Annotated in this window: 17 protein-coding genes, 1 riboswitch and 1 other annotated feature; of the genes, 7 read left to right on the forward strand and 10 right to left on the reverse strand. The window is 68.8% G+C overall.

The window, feature by feature from the left end; genetic code table 11:
• Positions 1 to 9: 9 nt before the first annotated feature.
• Positions 10 to 351 (reverse strand): hypothetical protein, encoded by a 342-nt coding sequence (locus tag MHA02_RS11700; RefSeq protein ID WP_147078820.1) that lies wholly within the window; start codon positions 349 to 351, stop codon positions 10 to 12.
• Positions 352 to 1170: 819 nt separating this feature from the next.
• On the opposite strand from MHA02_RS11700, the gene MHA02_RS11705 reads away from it, so the two are divergent.
• From MHA02_RS11705 to MHA02_RS22860, 7 genes are all read left to right on the forward strand, one after another.
• Positions 1171 to 1425, forward strand: a complete 255-nt coding sequence (locus MHA02_RS11705) for a hypothetical protein (RefSeq protein WP_147078821.1) — start codon at positions 1171 to 1173, stop codon at positions 1423 to 1425.
• 403 nt (positions 1426 to 1828) lie between these two features.
• Positions 1829 to 2086 carry a DUF6894 family protein gene (locus MHA02_RS11710; RefSeq protein ID WP_147078822.1) on the forward strand — a complete coding sequence of 86 codons (258 nt, stop codon included), beginning with the start codon at positions 1829 to 1831 and terminating at the stop codon, positions 2084 to 2086.
• 38 nt (positions 2087 to 2124) lie between these two features.
• Positions 2125 to 2430: a hypothetical protein gene (locus MHA02_RS22695; RefSeq protein WP_238180520.1), complete on the forward strand. Its 306-nt coding sequence runs from the start codon at positions 2125 to 2127 to the stop codon at positions 2428 to 2430.
• Between the two features lie 323 nt (positions 2431 to 2753).
• A complete protein-coding gene (locus MHA02_RS11720; protein WP_147078823.1) occupies positions 2754 to 3239 on the forward strand; it encodes a hypothetical protein in 486 nt (161 codons plus the stop codon).
• A gap of 50 nt (positions 3240 to 3289) precedes the next feature.
• On the forward strand, positions 3290 to 5674 hold the full coding sequence (locus tag MHA02_RS11725; RefSeq protein ID WP_147078824.1) for a glycosyltransferase: 2385 nt from the start codon (positions 3290 to 3292) through the stop codon (positions 5672 to 5674).
• Between the two features lie 55 nt (positions 5675 to 5729).
• Positions 5730 to 6329 (forward strand): acyltransferase, encoded by a 600-nt coding sequence (locus MHA02_RS11730; RefSeq protein WP_147078825.1) that lies wholly within the window; start codon positions 5730 to 5732, stop codon positions 6327 to 6329.
• A gap of 55 nt (positions 6330 to 6384) precedes the next feature.
• Entirely contained in the window at positions 6385 to 7128 is a 744-nt protein-coding gene (locus MHA02_RS22860) for a CatB-related O-acetyltransferase (RefSeq protein WP_147078826.1), read from the forward strand.
• Between the two features lie 236 nt (positions 7129 to 7364).
• Here the strand turns inward: MHA02_RS22860 and MHA02_RS11740 are convergent, their stop codons facing one another.
• From MHA02_RS11740 to MHA02_RS11775, 9 genes are all read right to left on the reverse strand, one after another.
• Positions 7365 to 8603 (reverse strand): cytochrome P450, encoded by a 1239-nt coding sequence (locus MHA02_RS11740; protein ID WP_147078827.1) that lies wholly within the window; start codon positions 8601 to 8603, stop codon positions 7365 to 7367.
• Between the two features lie 11 nt (positions 8604 to 8614).
• Positions 8615 to 9910 (reverse strand): NAD(P)/FAD-dependent oxidoreductase, encoded by a 1296-nt coding sequence (locus MHA02_RS11745; RefSeq protein ID WP_147078828.1) that lies wholly within the window; start codon positions 9908 to 9910, stop codon positions 8615 to 8617.
• Positions 9907 to 10143 carry a ferredoxin gene (locus MHA02_RS11750; RefSeq protein ID WP_147078829.1) on the reverse strand — a complete coding sequence of 79 codons (237 nt, stop codon included), beginning with the start codon at positions 10141 to 10143 and terminating at the stop codon, positions 9907 to 9909. The genes MHA02_RS11745 and MHA02_RS11750 overlap by 4 nt, the downstream gene beginning before the upstream one ends.
• Positions 10144 to 10277: 134 nt before the next feature.
• Positions 10278 to 10442 carry a hypothetical protein gene (locus MHA02_RS22150; RefSeq protein WP_170249193.1) on the reverse strand — a complete coding sequence of 55 codons (165 nt, stop codon included), beginning with the start codon at positions 10440 to 10442 and terminating at the stop codon, positions 10278 to 10280.
• On the reverse strand, positions 10439 to 11806 hold the full coding sequence (locus MHA02_RS11755) for a glycosyltransferase (protein ID WP_147078830.1): 1368 nt from the start codon (positions 11804 to 11806) through the stop codon (positions 10439 to 10441). The genes MHA02_RS22150 and MHA02_RS11755 overlap by 4 nt, the downstream gene beginning before the upstream one ends.
• A 100-nt stretch (positions 11807 to 11906) precedes the next feature.
• Positions 11907 to 12173 carry a hypothetical protein gene (locus tag MHA02_RS11760; protein WP_147078831.1) on the reverse strand — a complete coding sequence of 89 codons (267 nt, stop codon included), beginning with the start codon at positions 12171 to 12173 and terminating at the stop codon, positions 11907 to 11909.
• 54 nt (positions 12174 to 12227) lie between these two features.
• A complete protein-coding gene (locus MHA02_RS11765; protein ID WP_147078832.1) occupies positions 12228 to 13490 on the reverse strand; it encodes an MFS transporter in 1263 nt (420 codons plus the stop codon).
• Between the two features lie 238 nt (positions 13491 to 13728).
• On the reverse strand, positions 13729 to 15207 hold the full coding sequence (locus MHA02_RS11770) for a SulP family inorganic anion transporter (RefSeq protein WP_147078833.1): 1479 nt from the start codon (positions 15205 to 15207) through the stop codon (positions 13729 to 13731).
• A 65-nt stretch (positions 15208 to 15272) separates the two neighbouring features.
• Positions 15273 to 15328: a sequence feature (sul1 is cis-regulatory element that is thought to sense ions involved in sulfur or methionine metabolism; They are found in Alphaproteobacteria), on the reverse strand.
• Positions 15329 to 15572: 244 nt separating this feature from the next.
• Positions 15573 to 17609: a TonB-dependent receptor gene (locus tag MHA02_RS11775; RefSeq protein WP_238180522.1), complete on the reverse strand. Its 2037-nt coding sequence runs from the start codon at positions 17607 to 17609 to the stop codon at positions 15573 to 15575.
• A 226-nt stretch (positions 17610 to 17835) separates the two neighbouring features.
• Positions 17836 to 18031: riboswitch (cobalamin riboswitch) on the reverse strand.
• Positions 18032 to 18077 lie beyond the last annotated feature (46 nt).

The following is an 18077-nucleotide window of genomic DNA, read 5'->3' on the forward strand; positions in this document are numbered from 1 at the left end:
GATGGGCATCTACTTCGGATGCTCGGACGAGCCGGCGTCATGGGGCGAAGGATAGTGCGGGCGAAAGTCGCTGCTCTCGGCATCGAGACCGACTTGGTCCGGTCGAAGCATGTCCTCGATCGCGAAGGACGACAGTTCGCGAACCTCTCCGGGCGACAAGCAGAGGCTGTCCACCTCGGCGCGCGACAGCATCCCGGCGACCTGGTCCACCCGCCAGTCGGGCGGCATGCCATCGGCGACCAGGCGCAAGGCTTCGTCGTCGCATTCGGCATACGTACCGAAAAACCTGATCTCCTCGACGCCGCCGTCGGCGACGCGCGGCGCCCAGACGCCGACTCGATATGGGGTCATGACGGCCTCCGCAGGTGAATTGAACTGCTTAGGCCGTTTTATCAAGATTCACGCGAGGCGACACCATCACATGATGCAATCGAGTCTCACGCGCTTACTTATCCAAGACTCAAGAGCGGCGACGCTATAGAGAATCGGCGCTCAGTCCGACAAGCGCAGGCACACGAGGGCTGCACCCGGCTCCGACTCCGCCAGCACCTCGGGCGTCACGCTCCGGAGGCAGCTGGAGAGCCGCCGGGCCGCTTCGGGGTCGGCGCACCGGACCCCGGAGGGTCGCAGACCGAACGTCGGCTCCCAGCGACCTCGGGACCGCCTCCGCGGGCCATGCCGCCTTCCGCCCGGAAGAACTTGCCAAGTGGCGGGGTCCTGACGGTGTGCCGATGGCGACAGCGACGGTCGCAGGGACTGTCATGGACGAAGACTCGAGCATGGTGCGGGAACGTGAAATCCGGTTTCCCGAAGCATCATGCGCGAACAACGAGCCGGGGCATGCTTCCGGTGCCGTGGAAACGAAGCACGTCCTGGCTGCGGCCGATGGCGATCCGCGCTCACCTCGACCCTGAGGGGATCAGGCCCCGGCGAGCGCGGAAGGTCGACGATGATGTGTCGACTACCCGACAATACATCAGTCTAACGGCCCGTGGAAGTTTGATTTAGATCATGATGCACCTGTCCGAACCCCGGACTTGTGCTGTCGGTATTCTGACCGATTTGTTGGATTACCGAATTTTCAATACAATGAGGCATTGTCGGATGGGAAACTCAGAGTTCGATGGCTGAGAGCTGGATGCTCTCCCGCCTGCTGCCGTGGAATCCTCCATGCCGAAATACGTGTACGACCTGAATGAGGGCGATTCCTCCGAGTGGGAGGACGAGGACCTGGAATGCGAAGGGCGCATCCAGATCGAGCACCATGCTCGCAGGCTTCTCAACGAGGCCGGCGCGCGGCAAGCCGCACGCGGCAGCGCAAGCCTTCCATCGACCGTGGTGGTCTATGAAGAGAATGGTGAGATCATCATGAGCGCCCACGGTTGGCCCGGAGGCAAGGTGCGGGTTCTCTGGGCCGGAGGATAGGAGGCACGCCCCACCACACGGGCCACGACGTCGCCCCGTCGGGCTCCCATCCCCAGCACCGTCGCCGGCCGCAGCGGGTTCGGCTCTCGACCCTGCCGGTCCGGGCGCGGAGCATCGGGCGAACCTCGATCCATCGGCCGTTGTTCGCCGAGCCGAGCACGAGCCTGCTCGACATCGCGGATGAACCTTCGAGAGGCTGCAGCCCTTCGCGCAGGTCGACCCCCGCGGCTACGGCGACACTCCGTGAAGCGCGCTCGATACAGACCGCGAGACATCAGCATCGCTCTGGATCGGTCGGGCGCCCGACGATGGATGCCGTGAGCGCAACCGCCAAACATGTCAAAGATTAACCATACGTCGTGGCATGTCGTATCTATGCCACCTAAGATTGAGTATATGCCCGTTGCCTCGCTACTACTTCGATATTGATCGCGGTTATTCTCTGATTGATAACAGCGGTATGGTCCTTCACGACGGCAAGCACGCTCACCACGAGGCTTTGCAAAGGGCGGCGGAGTTCGCCTGCGATGCCAACAATCTCAGATCGCCTGGCGCGATCGTCGTGACCGTACGGGATGGCCCGCAATCCATCCTGCTCACCGTGCGCCTGGTGTGTGTCGTCGAAGGGCAGGATCTGCCCCTCGGCGCATCCGCTCCGTGAGCCCGGTCCACCTCGGCGCTCGCGGGTGAGATCGCAGCATGACGCCGCGAACCGGAACGGCGCGCGAGCGAGCCGGGACCCTGCCGGCCTGGCATCTGCCGGCGAGCTCGAAGCTCGATCTCGGCATCGTCACCTTCCGCAACGTGCCGACGCCGGTCGAAGCCCGTGCGGCCTGGAGCCTGCTGCACTCGCCGAAGCTCGGGGCGAGCTTCGGCCGGGTTCTCGCGGGCTTTCTGGCGGCGCTCGGCGCCGCATCGGGCTGCGGGATGTCTACCTCGCTCGGGGCGCTGGCCGGTGATCTCGCCTCGAACTGGGGCCGCGTCTCCATCCGCTCCCGCGCCTGACCCCGCTCGGCCTGCCCACGGACGCCAAGTTCGGCGCGCGGGAAGCCGCGTAGCGCCCTGCGGCCCGACAATACTGGCAGCTGTGCCAAAAAGGCACAGTGATCTGGGCTTTTTCGGGTCAACTTGAAACAGTCATTCCCCAGAATGACCATTGGCCCCCGGCAACCGATCCGTCAAAAAACGCTTAATGGGTCCCGGATGCTCCATCCCGGATCGGTGACCGCCAACGCAAGCAACAACGGCAAGACTTCGGACGACGCTCCGGGATCGAGATCCGCGTGTCGTTGAAGACGATCGTTCGTGTTCGACCCAGGAGGCTAACGATGCAGGTCCTCGCCAGTCATCAAGTCGGCCGCGCATTGCCGGCAGGCGCGGACAAGGCCTACGCGGCGGAGCTGCATCGCCAGGATCAGCTTGCCGATGCGACGGCGAAGATCGTGGAGCTGAGCGTCTTCAAGCGGGGCGCGCCGGCCTCGGACAGGGACCTGCCGGCCGTGCCGGAGGATCGCGGCGCCCTGTCGATGGATATGGCGACGTCGCTCCTCGAAGAACTCCAGCAGGCGCGGTTCCGCGAAGCGCGGCGGCTGAAGCGCGTCGAGACGCTCGAACGCGAAGTCACCGTCGCCCGCGCCCAGAACGAAGCCCTGCGGATGGCGCTGGAGAGTGCCCGCGAGGAAGCCGGGGTCGTCGCGACCACGGGCGGCGCCGTCGTCGCCCGCCTCGATCCCGATGCGGGCCGGGCGCGGAAGACGGCCGGAGGCCGCAAGCTCGGCCGCTCGCTGATGCGCCTGTTTCGCAGCCGGCATTGAGCGGCGCCGATCCTTCACCGCGGCGACGCCAGGAAAGATTCGCGAATTCGATGAAGACGGAAGAGTTTCGGAAAGCGGTGAAGCGCGAGGGCTATTTCGACCTCGCCTACTACGCCCGGCAGATCGAGCGGCCTCTCGCCTCGTACGCGGAAGGCCTGCAGGACTATCTCGACCGCGGCTGGCTCGAACTCGCCGACCCGGCCTCGATCTTCAGCACCTCGGCCTATCTCGACCGCAATGCAGACGTGCGCGCCTCGGGGCAGAACCCGCTCTGGCATTACGTCACCTACGGGCGGACGGAAGGCCGGCCGATCGAACGCGGCGTCGCGACGCCGACGCGGCTGCGGCGGACACCCGCCCCGCGGCTGCCGACGCGGCAGGACTGGGAGTCGCTGGCGCTCCACAGCGCCGACACCGCCGACGACGGCAGCCCTCACGTCGACGTCGTCGTTCCGGTCTACCGCGGCATCGCCGAAACCCTGTGCTGCCTCTTCAGCGTGCTGACGGCCCGAGGACGGACGGCGTTCCGCCTCGTGGTCGTCGACGATCACGGCCCCGAGCCGGAAATCCGCGAGCGGCTCGCGTGGCTCGCCGGGCGCGGCCTGATCGACCTGCTGCGCACGCCGAAAAACTCCGGCTTCGTGACGAGCTGCAATCTCGGCATGGCGGCGCACCCCGCGCGCGACGTCGTCCTGCTCAACGCCGACACGGAGGTGTTCGACGGCTGGCTCGACCGGCTGCGCGCCGCCGCCTACCGTGACCCGCGCACGGCCACCGTCACGCCCTTCTCCAACAACGCCGAGATCTGCAGCTACCCGCGCTTCGTCCGCGACAACTGGCTTCCGCTCGAAATTCCCGACCGGGAGCTCGACGCGATCATGGCCTCGGTCAATGCGGGTGGAGAGGTCGACCTGCCGACGGGCGTCGGCTTCTGCCTCTACCTGCGCCGCGACTGCCTCGATACCATCGGCCTGCTCAATGCGGAGACCTTCGGGCAGGGCTACGGCGAGGAGAACGACCTCTGCCGCCGCGCCCACGCCGCCGGACGCCGCAACATCCTCGCGGCCGACGTCTTCGTGCGCCATTACGGAGGCGTGTCGTTCGGCGCGAGCAAGCTCGCCCGCATCGATCACGCCGTCCGCACGGTGGAGCGGCTGCATCCGGGCTATCTCGCCGAGATCGGCGCGTTCGTCGCCGCCGATCCGGTCGCCCCCTACCGCCGCGCGGTCGATGCCGAGCGGATCGCGCGCCACTGCTCGCAGCAGGGCAGCGGCGGCGTGCTCCTGGTCCAGCACAACTGGGGCGGCGGCACCGACCGCCACGTGCGCGAGATGGCGCAGCTCCTCCAGGATGCGGCCGTGCCGGTGCTGATCGGCTGCCCGAGCTTCGGCGATCCGCGGCGCCTCGAAATCCGCCCCCTCGACATGCAGCACCTGCCGAACGCCCCGAGCATCGACCTCTACGGTCCGCCCGAGATCGGCGCCGAGATACTGCACCGGCTCGACGTGTCGCATGTCCACGTGCAGCACCTCGCCGGCATCGCGCCGGTGGTGCTCGACTACATGCGGCTGGCCACGGTGGCGGCCGGCCTGCACTACGACGTGACGATCCACGACTACATGAGCGTCTGCCCGCGGATCACCTTCACCGACGGCGACGGGCAGTATTGCGGCGAGCCCGACCTCGCCGAGTGCCAGGCCTGCATCGACCGCGACGGCTCGCCGTTCGGGCAGCCGGCGGTCTGGGAGTGGCGCCAGCGGCACGAACGCTTCCTCGCGGGCGCCCGGCGCCGCTTCGTGCCGGCCGACGACGTCAACCGGCGGATGCGGCGCTACTTCCCGCGCCTGAGCTTCGTCACGCGGCCTCACCTCTACGGCCTCGACGCGCCGCGCGAGGACCCCGGCCTGTTGCCCGAACCACCCGAGCGCGACGCCAGCCTGCGGGTGGCGATCCTCGGCGCGATCGGCCCGCACAAGGGGTCCGCCCTGCTCCTGCGCTGCGCCCGCCTCGCGCAGGAACGGGCGCTCGACATCCACTTCACGGTGATCGGCTACACCGACCGCGACGACGATCTCGAAGCCTGCGGCAACGTCGCCATCCTCGGCCGCTACGCCGAGGAGGCGCTGCCGGGGCTCATCGGGCAGGCGGATCCCGACCTGATCTGGTTTCCGGCGACCTGGCCCGAGACCTATTCGTACACGCTCAGCGCGGCGCTGAGGGCCGGCGCCACGGCGGTCGCCTTCGATTTCGGCGCGCCCGCCGAACGCATCCGGGCCGCGGGCGGCCACCTGATGCCGATCGAGTGCCTGCTCGATCCCGGACAGATCCTCGACCACCTGCTCAGGCTCGGCGCCGAGCCCAGGGTCGAGATCCGCCAGCCGCCGATGGTCAACTACGCCGACCCCCTGCGCTCCTATTACGACCTGCCCCGATGACCGCCGCACCTCACCACATGCCGGTGCGGACCCGCCGCACCGCATCGGAACCCGCATGCCGCTGACGCTCATCGGAGATGTCTGCGGCAACGCCGTGCGTGTGGACGCCGACGTCATGGCGCGCACGAACGGCACGGTGACGTTTCTGGGGACCGGCAACGTCCTGGAAATCGGAGCCGGCTTCATCGCCCACGGCCTCCTCGCCACGCTCGGAGAGGGTGCCCAGCTGCATGTCGGGACGGATTGCGTGGCGGGACAGCTCGAGATCCACGTGCCACGGGGCGGACGGATCGCGATCGGGCAGGGCTCGGCCTTCAACGGCCTGGTCCGCCTGCTCGCACACGAGACGGGGCGGATCACCATCGGCCGCGACTGCCTGTTCGGCGCCGACGTCGACGTCACCGTCAGCGACATGCACTCCATCCTCGACGCCGAGACGGGCGTGAGGCTGAATCCGGCCCGCGACGTGACCATCGGCGACCGGGTCTGGCTCGGCTACCGGGCCTTCGTCGGCAAGGGCAGCGAGATCGGCAGCGGGGCGGTGGTCGGCGCGCAGTCGGTCGTCACCGGCGTCGTCGCGCCGCAGACGCTGGTGGCGGGCCAGCCGGCGCGGCTGCTGCGCGAGGGCATCGCGTGGTCGGCCGCGTTGGTGTGAGAGATCCGGTCCGCATCATGATCCGGCAATCGAACGGCGACACTCCGAGGCTTGCATGCACACCGTGACGCAACGCGAGATCGAGGCCCTGCGCGCCCGCGGCGTGACCACGCACCATCCGCCCGGCTTCAGCATCGGCGAGGATTGCCTGTTCGAGCCGCCCTGCAGCCTCAAGTGGATGCAGATTCCCCATTCGTTGAAGCTCGGTGCCTTTTCCTACGCGGTCAGCGGGTTCTATTTCGCCTGCGAGATCGGACGCTACGTTTCCATCGGCGAGGAGGTGCAGGTCGGCCGCCACGGCCATCCGACGCATTGGGCCAGCACCTCGCCCGTCTTCTACCAGCCGCACGCGATGGTGTTCGACGCAGCCGCACCGGTCGTGGACGTCTCGCCCGCGGATTTCGCGTCCGGCGAGCCGATCCACGACATCGAGACGACGACGATCGGCAACGACGTCTGGATCGGCCACGGCGCCTTCATCCTGCCGGGCGTCACCATCGGGGACGGGGCGGTGATCGGCGCGCGCTCCGTCGTGACCAGGGACGTGCCGCCCTATGCCGTCGTGGCGGGCTCGCCGGCCGTGGTCCGGCGCCTGCGCTTTCCCGAGCCGGTGATCGAGCGGATGCTGCGGCTGCGCTGGTGGCGTTTCGCCTATTGGGACCTGAAGGGATCGCCCGTCGCCGATCCGACGGCGTTCTGCGACGCCGTGGAACGGGCGATCGATTCGGGGCTGGCGCCCTACGCGCCCGAATGCGTCTCGATCGCAGGGCTTCGCGAACAGGCCCTGCGCGCAGCCTGACGCAAGGCGACCGAATCAGGCCGCCGGCTTGGACGACGGTTTCGGCGGCGGAGCGGGAAGCTCGACGAGTTCGCCCGTGAGCGGATTCAGGATCACCACATCAGCCTCCTGTGGTTGGCTGCATTGCGGCATGGCGCACCCGAAACCGGGCGAAAGCTTGTCCTTACACGTTATCCACAGACCGGCCGGCCGGGTCGCTCGATTCCACCTTCGTCATGGCGAGCGAAGGAATGGCGTCAGGCGATGCGCTCGATCCCGATCCCGAGCTTTTCCGGTCCCCGCAGCGACGCGCCGGGCCGATAGGGCGGCGGGTCTTCGAGGAGGCGCGGCGCGACGAGCCGGCGCACCAGGGCGTTCAGCGCGATCTCGGTCTCGATCCGGGCGAGCGGCGCGCCGAGGCAGTAATGGAGGCCGCCGCCGAAGCCGAAATGCTGGTTGTCCTCGCGGTCCGGGTCGAACCGGTCGGGATCGGTGAAGCGGGCCGGATCGCGATTGCCTGCGGCGAAGAGCAGGACGATCGAGGCACCAGCCGGAATCGTGATGCCGGCGATGTCGATGTCGCCGAGCGCCTTGCGGGTCCGGAAATGCACGGGCGGCTCGTAGCGCAGTAGCTCCTCGATGAGGCGCGGCGCACGCTCCGGGTCCTCGCGCAGACGCTCGAGTTCCTGCGGATGCCGGATCAGCGTCAGCATGCCGTTGGTGATCAGGTTCACCGTGGTCTCGTGGCCGGCCACCAAGAGAAGGATCGCCGAAGCGATCAGGTCGACATCGCCCATGGCGGGCTTGCCGGATTCGGGGTTGGCCAGCCCGCTGAGCATGTCGTCGGCGGGATTCTTGCGCTTCTCGCGGATCAGGCCGCGCATGTAGTCCGAGATCGCGTCGAAGGCGGTGGCGGTGGCGTGGCGCTGTTTCTCGTCGCCGCGGGAATCCGGTTCGAGGGCCGTGGCGAGCACCGTCGCCCATTTCTGGAACTGCTCCTCGTCTTCCTCCGGCACGCCGAGCAGGCGGCAGATCACCATCACCGGGAGCGGATAGGAAAAGTCCTCGACGAGACAGATCTCGCTGCGGCCTCGAACCTTGTCGATCAGGTCGCCGACGATGCCCTCGACCTCGCGGTGGACACCGCGCACCCGGGGGATCGTGAACTGTTCGATCACGATCCCCCGCAGGGTGTCGTGATCGGGCGGATCGCGGAAGATCAGCGGCCGGTGGGCGTTGACCACACGGTTCTTGATCGGGTTGACGATCCAGTCCTTGAACGGGTTGCCGGTCGGCGGCCGCTGCGAGGGCGGCAGGTCTTCGGAGCTCAGGCGCGGATCGAAGATCAGGCTGCGGATCGCCGCGTGCGTGCTCACCACGTAGCTGCCGTCACTCTGGCGCGACACGGGTTTTTCGCGGAGGCGGGCGTAGAGCGGGTAGGGGTTCGCCCGGTTGGCGGGATCGGTGACCTCGGCGAAGAGCGTGTCGTGCGGCATGGCGGGGGCTCTCAACGCGACCGGGGTTCGGGAAAGTCGGGAGCCCCGAAATCCTTGATCGACTGATCGGTGGCGCCGAGGATCGGCGGGAAGGCGGCGCCGGCCTCGATGCGCTCGGCATAGGCGGGCAGCCAGCGGGCCTGGTCGAAGGAAATCGCGGCGATGGCGCGGCCCTCGCGTCCGTAGACGGCGAGGAAGCGGCGTGAGGCGCGCGAGCCCTGAACCACGGCCACCGCGTCGGCGCCGTCGGCGAGGCCCACGCCCTTGATGTTGATGCCGAACTGGCTCGACCAGAACGACGGCAGGTGCCGGTACGCCCGCTGGTCGTCGTCGTTCGCCAGCATATTGCGCGCGGCGTGCCCTGCCTGCGCGACGGCGTTGCCCCAGTGCTCGAAGGCGACGAGGCGGCCGCCATAGAAGGGGCTCGGACAGCGCGCCACGTCGCCGGCGGCGTAGAGGCCGGGTGCCGGCCGGCCCTCGCTATCCAGCGCCCGGCAGGCACTGTCGCAGGTGAGGCCGCCCGCGTCCGCATTCAGGCCGGCCTCCGCCAGCCAGCTCGTGTCGCGGGTCGCGCCCAGCGCCACGATCACGCAATCCGTCTCGATCGCCGCGCCGTCCTTCAGGCGCGCCCGGCAGACCCGGCCGGAGGCATCCGCCTCGAACGCCTCGACATGCGTGCCGGGCCGGAAATCGACACCGGCCGTATTCATGCACGATACGATCACGCTCCCGATCAGGCTGCCGAGGATGCGGGCGAGCGGCGTCGGGTTCGGATCGGCGAGGGTGACGGCGAGGCCGAGGTCGCGGCAGCAGGAGGCCGCCTCGCAGCCGATCAGGCCGCCGCCGACGATCAGAACCCGCTTCGGACCCGCCGCGAGGGCGATGCGCAGGGCCGCCGCGTCGTCGCGGCTGCGCAGGGTGTGGATGCCCGAAGGCAGCGGACCGCTTCCGTCGGTGACGGGCCAGGGCCGCGCCTGGGCACCCGTGGCGATCAGGAGTTTTTCGTAGCGAAGCTCAACGCCATCCGCGAGGCGGAGCACACGAGCGCTGCGGTCGAGACCGACCGCCGGCTGGCCGAGCCGCCAGGTCGCGTCGAGATCGGCAAGATGGGGCAGGGCGGTGGCGTCGGGGCGCAGTTCTCCGGCGAGCACGTGCTTCGACAGCGGCGGCCGGTCATAGGGCGCATGGGGCTCGTCGCCGACGAGGGTGAGCGGGCCGGCATAGCCGCCACGCCGCAGCGCCTCGGCTCCGCGAAGCCCCGCGAGCGAAGCGCCGACCACGACGATGCCGGGCTCGTCCGGGCTCACGACACCGACCCCATATCGAAGCTGATCGCCCGGACCGGGCAGGCCTGGACGGCGCGCGCGATCTCGGCCTGTTTTCCGGCCGGCGGCGTGGGATCGTAGAAGAGAACTTCGTGGCCGCGCAGCTCGAAATGCTCGGGCGCCGCGTAGCAGCACTGGGCATAGCCCTGGCAGCGATTGAGGTCGACCACGACCCGTAGGGGGCCGGCTCCGGGTTCTTTGCGAGGTTCGGTCATCGGGTCGGCCGTGGCTGGCGGAGAGGCGAGAGAGCGGTCTGGGGTCGATTTTCGGATACGCTTTCGATCTCGAGCGGGCCTTCCGCTCCTCACGCGTAGGAAGAGAGGGTCCCGCGCCGATCGAAGGCCAGATATCATAGCCCCAGATAAGGTCCGCCCTGCTCACCGGAATGCGGCATGAGGTGCGGGACCGAGCGCAGCGGCGTGCCGGTGGCGAGCGACAGCACGAGCGCCGCGACGCCGGAGACCAGCCGGGCCGAGGGCCCACGTGGAAGGGTGTGGGTCGAGATCGGGGTCATGACGCCCTCCTGTGCTGTGCCGGCGAACCGGCATCGTTGGAATGGGCCGCGCGCAACGGTCCGGATGAGGCGAGACGGCTCCTTGCGGAGTGCGTCCCGGCCCGGGTGAGATCGTCCAGTGCGGACAGGATTTCGCGCCGTGCGTCGCGGCCCGCGAAGGCGTCCGACAGCATTCCGGCACGCTCCCTGAACCGGGAATCGCCGAGCACGGTTCCGGTCGCCTCGCGCAGGGCAGCCGCGCTCGGCGTGTTGGTCGCGAGGTCGAGGCCGGCGCCGGACCAGGCGATGCGGGCGTTGATCTCGGCCTTGTCCTCGGTGAGGCCGGCGGAGACGATCGGCACGCCGGCAGCCAAGGCCATCGAAACGCTGCCGTAGCCGCCGTTGGTCACGAACAGGTCGACCTTCGGCAGCAGCGCGTCGAAGGGCAGGAAGGGCGCGACCCGGGCGTTGGCCGGGATCGGCACCCCGATCGACTCGACCGGCCGGCCGCCGGTGGTTGCGATCACGAGCAGATCGTCGCGGTCGGCGAGCGCCTGGAGCGTCGGCTCCAGCAGCTCAGAGAAGTCGTGGTTGGCGAGGGTACCCTGCGTCACCAGGACCACCGGCCGGCCACGATCGAGTTCGTGCCACCAGTCGGGACGCGGCTGGGCGGCCGAAGGGGCGCTCGGCAGCAGGCCGACGAAGCGCAGGCCCGGCGGCAAGGTTTGGAAGTCGTACTCGAACGCCGGCACGGTCGGCTGCAGGAAGGCGTCCGGCAGCAGGGCGATGGAATGGGGGAGCGAGGCCGGCAACGGCGGCAGCCCCATCCGGGCCAGCATCGCGTCGGTATAGGCGCGGACCGGGTTCACGAAGGCGGCGTCCATGCCGGCGCCGAGCATGGCGTAATGGGCGCGCTCGGCCTCCGTCTTCGCCGGCGGCAGGCCCATGCCGACGGGCGCCTTGTCGGGCCGGTCGAGAAACAGGAAGCTGATATTCACGGTGACGATGGGCGGACGCGGACGTTCGCGGTCGAGCAGCAGGGGCAGAACACCCAAAAACATGCTGCCCGCGACGACGATGTCCGGGCGTTCGCTGGCGATCAGCGCGCGCAGGGCCTCGGCCTGTACCGGCATCGGGTCGATGAAGCGCCGCGCGAACTCGCGGCGGTAGCGCTCGGGGCCGGCGGGCAGGCCCGTCTCGCGGAACTCCGAGGCACCGTCGTCGGGATAGGACGCGAAGCGCAGGCCCGCGCCCTCGACCTTCATGGCGAAGGCGGCGGAGGTGGTGACGAGGACGTCGTCGCCGCGCTTGGTCAGCAGCCGGCCGATGGCGAGCAGTGGGTTGATGTGCCCCATGAGGGGCGTGGCGGCGATCAGGACCTTCATCGCGCTCTCCTTGGAATGGGCGGTGCGATACCTGGAAGATCGTGTCGTGCGGCCCGTGGGTTACCCCGTGCGCCGCTCGTGTGTGCGGTGCCGCACGAAATTACATGAGATCCTTGGGCGGGACGCCGGGCGGCTCCGTCATCGCGTCGAAGGGCACCACGGCCATGAGGTGGCCGTCGGGCATCTTCACGACGTTGAACTGCTTGCCGGTCTTCTTGTCGGTGGCGACCGCGACCATCAGTTCCTTCGGCGCGAAGGGCGTCACGGAGAAATCGTGGCCCCAGGCGCCGACGAGCCCCGAAAGGGAGGCGAACGCCGTCCCCGTGCCGGCCAGGAGGCCGACGAGCAAAATCGAACCTTTGAGCATGGCGAAGCTCCCACCGTCCGCGTCATGGGCTGTTCGCCCCGGGGGAAGGGCCGGTTACGCCCGCCGCATCGCCCGGCCGAGGATCAGCGTCAGAGCGCCGGCCGCGATCATGATCGCGGCGATGGCGGCCAGCGCCAGGTCGAAGCGGCCGGTCGCATCCTTGATCCAGCCGACGAGGTAGGGGCCGATGAAGCCGCCGAGCCCGCCGATGGCGTTGATGAGCGCGATGCCGCCGGCCGCGGCGCTGCCGGTGAGGAGCGCGGTCGGCAGCGTCCAGAAGGTCGGCAGCGCGCAGAAGACGCCGAGCGTCGCGATGCTGAGCAGGGCCATGGCCGGAATCGGCGCGCCGGTCTGTCCGGACGCCGCCAGCGCCAACCCTCCGGCGATGGCCGGGATCGCGACGTGCCGGATCCGCTCCTGCCGCCGGTCGGAACGGCGCGTCCAGGCGATCATGCCGGCGGCCGCGACGACGTAGGGGATCCCGGCGACGAGGCCGGTCTGGAGCGTGGTGAGACCGAACCCCTTCACGATCTGCGGCAGCCACAGGCCGATGCCGTAGAGGCCGGCGCTGAGCCCGAGATAGACCATGGCCAGGCCGAGCACCTGCGGATGCACCAGCGCCTGCATCAATCCGATCTTCGGGCGCGCCGTCGCCTGCCGGTCGCGCGCGATCTCGGTCGCGAGCGCGTCACGCTCGGCTGGCGTCAGCCAGGCGGCCACCTCCGGTCGGTCGGTGAGGACGAAGAGGACGGCGATCCCGAGGAGCAGACTCGGCGCCGCCTCCAGCAGGTAGAGCCATTGCCAGCCGGCGAGGCCGTGGGCACCGTCGGTGGCGGCCATGATCCAGGCCGAGAGCGGCGAGCCGATCGCCGCCGAGACCGGCACCGCCATCATGAAGGTGCCGACGATGCCGGCGCGCCGCTCCGACGGGTACCAGTAGGTCAGGTAGAGGATGATGCCGGGGAAGAACCCGGCCTCGGCCAACCCCAGCAGGAAGCGCACGAGGAAGAACGAGCGCTCCCCCACGACGAAGGCGGTGGAGGCCGAGACCAGCGACCACGAGATCATGATTCGCGCGATCCAGGCCCGCGCTCCGACCTTTTCGAGGATGACGTTGCTCGGCACCTCGAACAGGAAGTAGCCGAGGAAGAACACGCCGGCCCCGAAGCCGTAGACCGCCGGCGACAGGCCGAGGTCGCGGTTCATGGTCAGCGCTGCGAAGCCGACATTCACCCGATCGAGATAGGCGACGAAGTAGCAGAGCATCAGGAACGGCAGCAGCCGCCGGGACACCTTGCGGAACAGGGCGTTTGTCATGGGATGTTTCGGCGCCCGGGCGAACTTCGGTCCGACCCTCTATCGGGCGCCAGCCGGCGCATTGGAACCGTCGCCGTCAGTCCGGGGCCGCGAAGCGGAACCCGGAATCCACCCGTGATGCTTCGCTGTGGGAGGCGTCGAGCCCAGACGTGGATTCCGGGCTCGCCTCCGGCGCCCCGGAATGACGCCGCGGGCCATCGCAAACCCTCGGGCCCTCGGCGCAAGAGCGATGCGGTGTTCAATGCCCCGCCAGTGCGGCCCCCGCCTTGTCGTGCGTGCCATGCCGCTCGACGAGCGTCGCGCTCGCCGCGTTGAGGCCGACCACCTCGACGACGCGGCCGCGAGCGCGGGCCTTGACCACGACCCGGTCGAGGGCGGCCACCGCCGAGATGTCCCAGAAATGGGCCGCGTGCACGTCGATGACGATGCGCTCCACCGGCTCCAGCACGTCGATTGCGTCGGCGAAGGTGCGGGCCGAGGCGAAGAAGACCTGGCCGGTGACGCGATAGGTCCGGGTCTCGCCGTCGAGGGACAATTCCGACGTCACCCGGTTCAGGCGCGACACCTTGCCGGCAAAGAACACGCCCGAGAGCAGCACGCCGACGAGGACGCCGATGGCGAGGTCGCGCGTCGCGACGACCACCAGCACCGTGGCGAGCATCACGGCGGAGGAGGGCAGGGGGTTGGTGCGGAGCGCCGCGAGCGAGCGCCAGGAGAAGGTGTTGAGCGAAACCATGATCATCACCGCCGTCAGCGCCGCGACGGGAACGACGGCGAGGAGATCCTGCAGGGCGACGAGGAGAACCAGCAAAAAACCGCCGGCCACCAGCGTCGAGAGCCGGCCGCGTGCACCCGAGGAGACGTTGATGACCGACTGGCCGATCATGGCGCAGCCGCCCATGCCGCCGAAGCAGGCGGAGGCGATGTTGGCGACGCCCTGGCCGGCGCATTCGCGGTTCTTGGAACTGCCGGTATCGGTCATGTCGTCGACGATCTGCGCGGTGAGCAGGCTCTCCAGCAGTCCGACCGCGGCCAGCGTCATCGCGACGGGCAGCAGGATGCGCAGCGTCTCGAAGGTGAGCGGCACGTCCGGCAGGGCAAAGCTCGGCAGGGTCGAGGGCAGGGCGCCGAGATGGGCGACGGTGCGCACGTCGAGGTGGAACACGGCGGTGACGAGCGTCAGCACCACGATGGCGACGAGCGGGGAGGGCACGGCGCGGGTCAGGCACGGCACGCCGTAGATGATGGCAAGGCCCAGCGCGATCAGGCCGTAGGTCGCCGCCGGCACATGCACCAACTCAGGGAGCTGCGCCAAAAAAATCAGGATCGCCAAGGCGTTGACGAAGCCCGTCATCACCGATTGCGAGACGAAGCGCATCAGCCGGCCGAGCTTCAGCAGACCGGCGAGGATCTGGATGAGGCCCATCAGGATGGTGGCGGCGAAGAGGTACTGGACGCCGTGGTCGCGCACGAGGTCGACCATCACCACGGCGGTGGCCGCGGTGGCCGCCGAGATCATGGCGGGGCGCCCTCCGGCGAAGGCGATGACGATCGCGATGACGACGGACGCGTAGAGCCCGACCTTCGGATCGACGCCCGCGATCACCGAGAAGCCGATGGCCTCGGGGATCAGCGCCAGCGCGACGACGATGCCGGACAGGGTGTCGCCACGCAGGTTCGAGACCCACGCACGGGCATATGCTTGGAACGATGTCATGAGGAATATCCGCAGGAGACCGGCGGCCGCGCCATGTCGGCGGGATCCGGAAAAGGTCTCGAATGCGTGATCCGGCGGATCGGCGGCCGGAAGAGCCACCCGGGCTTGCACCGGGTCCAGGCGAATGCCCGTGGCTTAGGGGCTTTGGTGTTGCGGCGCAACATAGGGCGGCCGGATGGGTCGATCCGATCCCGCCAACGCCACGATGTCTCCGGTCATTCAGTCGCCTCGAAGCCCTCCTCGTCTTTGCGAGCACAGCGAAGCAATCCAGGGCCAACGCACAGGCGTGGCGGGTGTGGCCCTGGACTGCTTCGGCTTCGCCTCGCAATGACGGCTCAGCTTGAGCCGCACCCTGTTCGGACTCGTCAAAAACGTCCCGCCAGCGTCAGCCGCACGGCCGTCGGCTCGACCGGATGGAAATGCCGGTCGGCGACACCCGCCGCGGCCTCGCCCGGCAAGCGGGACTCGTAGAAATAGGTGATCTGGTCGGCCTTCGCGTTGGTGAGGTTGAGGACGTCGAGGGCGAGGCTCATGCCGTTGTCGAAGTTGTAGCCGATGCGGCCGTTGAGGAGCGCGGTCGGCTTCGAGCGCACCGAATTGTCCTCGATCAGCGGGCGCGGTCCGAAATAGCGAAAGCGCATCGAGCCGAACCAGCCGAGCGGCTCGCCGAAGGTAACGCCGGCCGAAGCGATGGTTGTGGGCGCCTCCGGGATGCGGCTGCCGGCGGGGTCGAATTCCGTGAAGCGGGCATGCGTCACGGTGAGGTCGCCCTCGAGCGAGAGCCACGGGGTCACGGCGTAGCGGTTGGTCCACTCGACGCCATAGCGGCGGGTCGGGCGGCTCGGCTCGGTGGTGCCGCTGTCGCCCTGGAAGAGGTTTTCCGAGGCGAAATCGAGCTGGAACAGCGTGACCGTCGTCACAAGCCCGGGGAGCGAGGCGTTGCGGATGCCGATCTCGGAGCCGGTGGAGGGCACCAGGAAGGGCGAGCGCTGCAGGTTGAACAGGGGGCTCGACGGATCGACCGTCGCGGTGACGCCGCGGGCGTCGTTCGAGTGGAAGCCGCCGCCGTAATTCACGAAGAGTTCGGTGTCGAACCAAGGCCCGAGCACCAGCCCGAGCTTCGGATTGACGATGCCGTCCCGCGCCTTGCCGGAATTGGCGGGCGTGTCGGAGACGACGTCGGCGTAGTAGCCGTCGGCCCGGAAGCCGATACTGGTGCGCAGCCAGTCGGTCCATTTCACCCGGTTGTCGAAGTAGAAGGCGCCGCTCGACTCGAAGATCCGGTCGTCGAGGACGCCCGAGCGGAACTGCCGGTTGACGGTGTTGAACAGCCCGACGCGGATCGAGTCGGTGCGGGTCTGCACGCCGATCTCGTTCTCCATCGGCCGCCCGAACAGGTCGCCTTGGAAGATGTGCGCCACCTCACCGCCGCCGAGGATGCGCTGGTCGAGCTGGTGGAACTGGTCGCCGTTCACCGGATCGTTCAGGAAATAGGTGAAGTCGTTGAAGAGGTTTAGCTGCTGACGGATGACGTAGGCCGAAGCCCGCGTCACGCCGGTGTCGTCCGTCCCGCTCCAGCGGCCTGACAACGAAAATCGCGAAGAATCGCCGCCGTCGGTGGGGTTCAGCGTGCCGAAGCGGCCGATCAGGCCCTCGGAGACGGCGCGGGCCGGGATCTGATTGGTGGCGGTCCAGCGGCTGGCATAGGCCATGCCGGTGACGGCAAAACCGTCGAGCTGCGTGCCCTGGCTGTAGCGGACGACGCCGTTCACCTTGCGCAGCGCATCCGGCACGTCCCAGGGGCCGTCATAGACCTGGGCCTCGCCGGCTACGAGCAGATGGCCTTCGCCCAGGGGCGCCGAGGCGATGGTGAGGGCGCGCTTGTAGCCGAAGCTGCCGATCGAGGTCAGCGCGAGGTTCTTTTCGACGGTGTCGAGATAGTCGATCCGCACCGAACCGGCGGAGGCGAAGTCGCCGTCGCGGGCGAAGTACGGTCCCTTGTGGAATTCGACGCCGGCGACGAGTTCTGGGATCAGGAAGTTGATGTCGGCATAGCCCTGAGCGTGGGCGTGGGTGCGCATGTTCACCGGCATGCCGTCGACGTGGATGGCGATGTCGGTGCCGTGATCGAGATTGAAGCCGCGCAGGAAGAACTGGTTGGCTTTGCCCTCGCCGGAATGCTGGGTGACGATGAGGCCGGGAACCGATTCCAGCACCTCGCCGGGGCGTGAGACCGGCCGGCTGTTCAGCGCCGCGCCGGAGATGGTGCCGGCGCTCGCCGAGTCGACATTGCGGAGCGCGCCGCCGATGCCGGAGACGCCGCTGATAGAGCCGGCGCTCGCCGCCGGCGCGCCGGACGATGTGGGGGCCGGGCCGGGCGCGCCTTCGCCCGCGACGGCGATCTCGTCGAGGCGGGCGTCCTCGGCTGCAGCCGGCACGGCGCAGGCGAGCAGGCCGAGTGCGGGCAGGGCGAAACGCGCCGCGCGGGGCAGCGTTGGGACGGGACGGAAAACCGACAAAGGAACCTCGGGCGACGGCAGTGGCACGTCACCGCGAACGAGGTCGTTTCACGCGCAGTCGAGCGCGTGTCCGGACACCCGCCGGAGCACCCCGCCCGACGCGTTTCGCGTGTGACCACGACTGACGGCAGGTCTCCTGGCTCGCGGGTCGCTGCCTTCCAACCGTCTTCCCGGGCGAGGAACCCAGTGACATCGGTGGCGGAAGGCTCGCCGCTTACAGTTGCGGGGGCAGCCGCGGCATCGGGACGAACCCTCACCGCGTTCCCTTTTGATCCCCGAGGGGAACCGTCACGGCCGAGCTAGCGCTCCGGCTGCAGCGCCGTCAACGGCGGGGTGCGAACAAGAAGCGGG

The sequence above is a fragment of the Methylobacterium haplocladii genome (assembly GCF_007992175.1).
Taxonomy (GTDB): Bacteria; Pseudomonadota; Alphaproteobacteria; order Rhizobiales; family Beijerinckiaceae; genus Methylobacterium; species Methylobacterium haplocladii.

Excerpts from the sequence above, each read along its gene's own strand:
- MHA02_RS11700 (WP_147078820.1), bottom strand. The coding sequence starts at position 351 with ATGACCCCATATCGAGTCGGCGTCTGGGCGCCGCGCGTCGCCGACGGC.
- MHA02_RS11705 (WP_147078821.1), top strand. The coding sequence starts at position 1,171 with ATGCCGAAATACGTGTACGACCTGAATGAGGGCGATTCCTCCGAGTGG.
- MHA02_RS22695 (WP_238180520.1), top strand. The coding sequence starts at position 2,125 with ATGACGCCGCGAACCGGAACGGCGCGCGAGCGAGCCGGGACCCTGCCG.
- MHA02_RS11720 (WP_147078823.1), top strand. The coding sequence starts at position 2,754 with ATGCAGGTCCTCGCCAGTCATCAAGTCGGCCGCGCATTGCCGGCAGGC.
- MHA02_RS11725 (WP_147078824.1), top strand. The coding sequence starts at position 3,290 with ATGAAGACGGAAGAGTTTCGGAAAGCGGTGAAGCGCGAGGGCTATTTC.
- MHA02_RS11730 (WP_147078825.1), top strand. The coding sequence starts at position 5,730 with ATGCCGCTGACGCTCATCGGAGATGTCTGCGGCAACGCCGTGCGTGTG.
- MHA02_RS22860 (WP_147078826.1), top strand. The coding sequence starts at position 6,385 with ATGCACACCGTGACGCAACGCGAGATCGAGGCCCTGCGCGCCCGCGGC.
- MHA02_RS11740 (WP_147078827.1), bottom strand. The coding sequence starts at position 8,603 with ATGCCGCACGACACGCTCTTCGCCGAGGTCACCGATCCCGCCAACCGG.
- MHA02_RS11750 (WP_147078829.1), bottom strand. The coding sequence starts at position 10,143 with ATGACCGAACCTCGCAAAGAACCCGGAGCCGGCCCCCTACGGGTCGTG.
- MHA02_RS22150 (WP_170249193.1), bottom strand. The coding sequence starts at position 10,442 with ATGACCCCGATCTCGACCCACACCCTTCCACGTGGGCCCTCGGCCCGG.
- MHA02_RS11755 (WP_147078830.1), bottom strand. The coding sequence starts at position 11,806 with ATGAAGGTCCTGATCGCCGCCACGCCCCTCATGGGGCACATCAACCCA.
- MHA02_RS11760 (WP_147078831.1), bottom strand. The coding sequence starts at position 12,173 with ATGCTCAAAGGTTCGATTTTGCTCGTCGGCCTCCTGGCCGGCACGGGG.
- MHA02_RS11765 (WP_147078832.1), bottom strand. The coding sequence starts at position 13,490 with ATGACAAACGCCCTGTTCCGCAAGGTGTCCCGGCGGCTGCTGCCGTTC.
- MHA02_RS11770 (WP_147078833.1), bottom strand. The coding sequence starts at position 15,207 with ATGACATCGTTCCAAGCATATGCCCGTGCGTGGGTCTCGAACCTGCGT.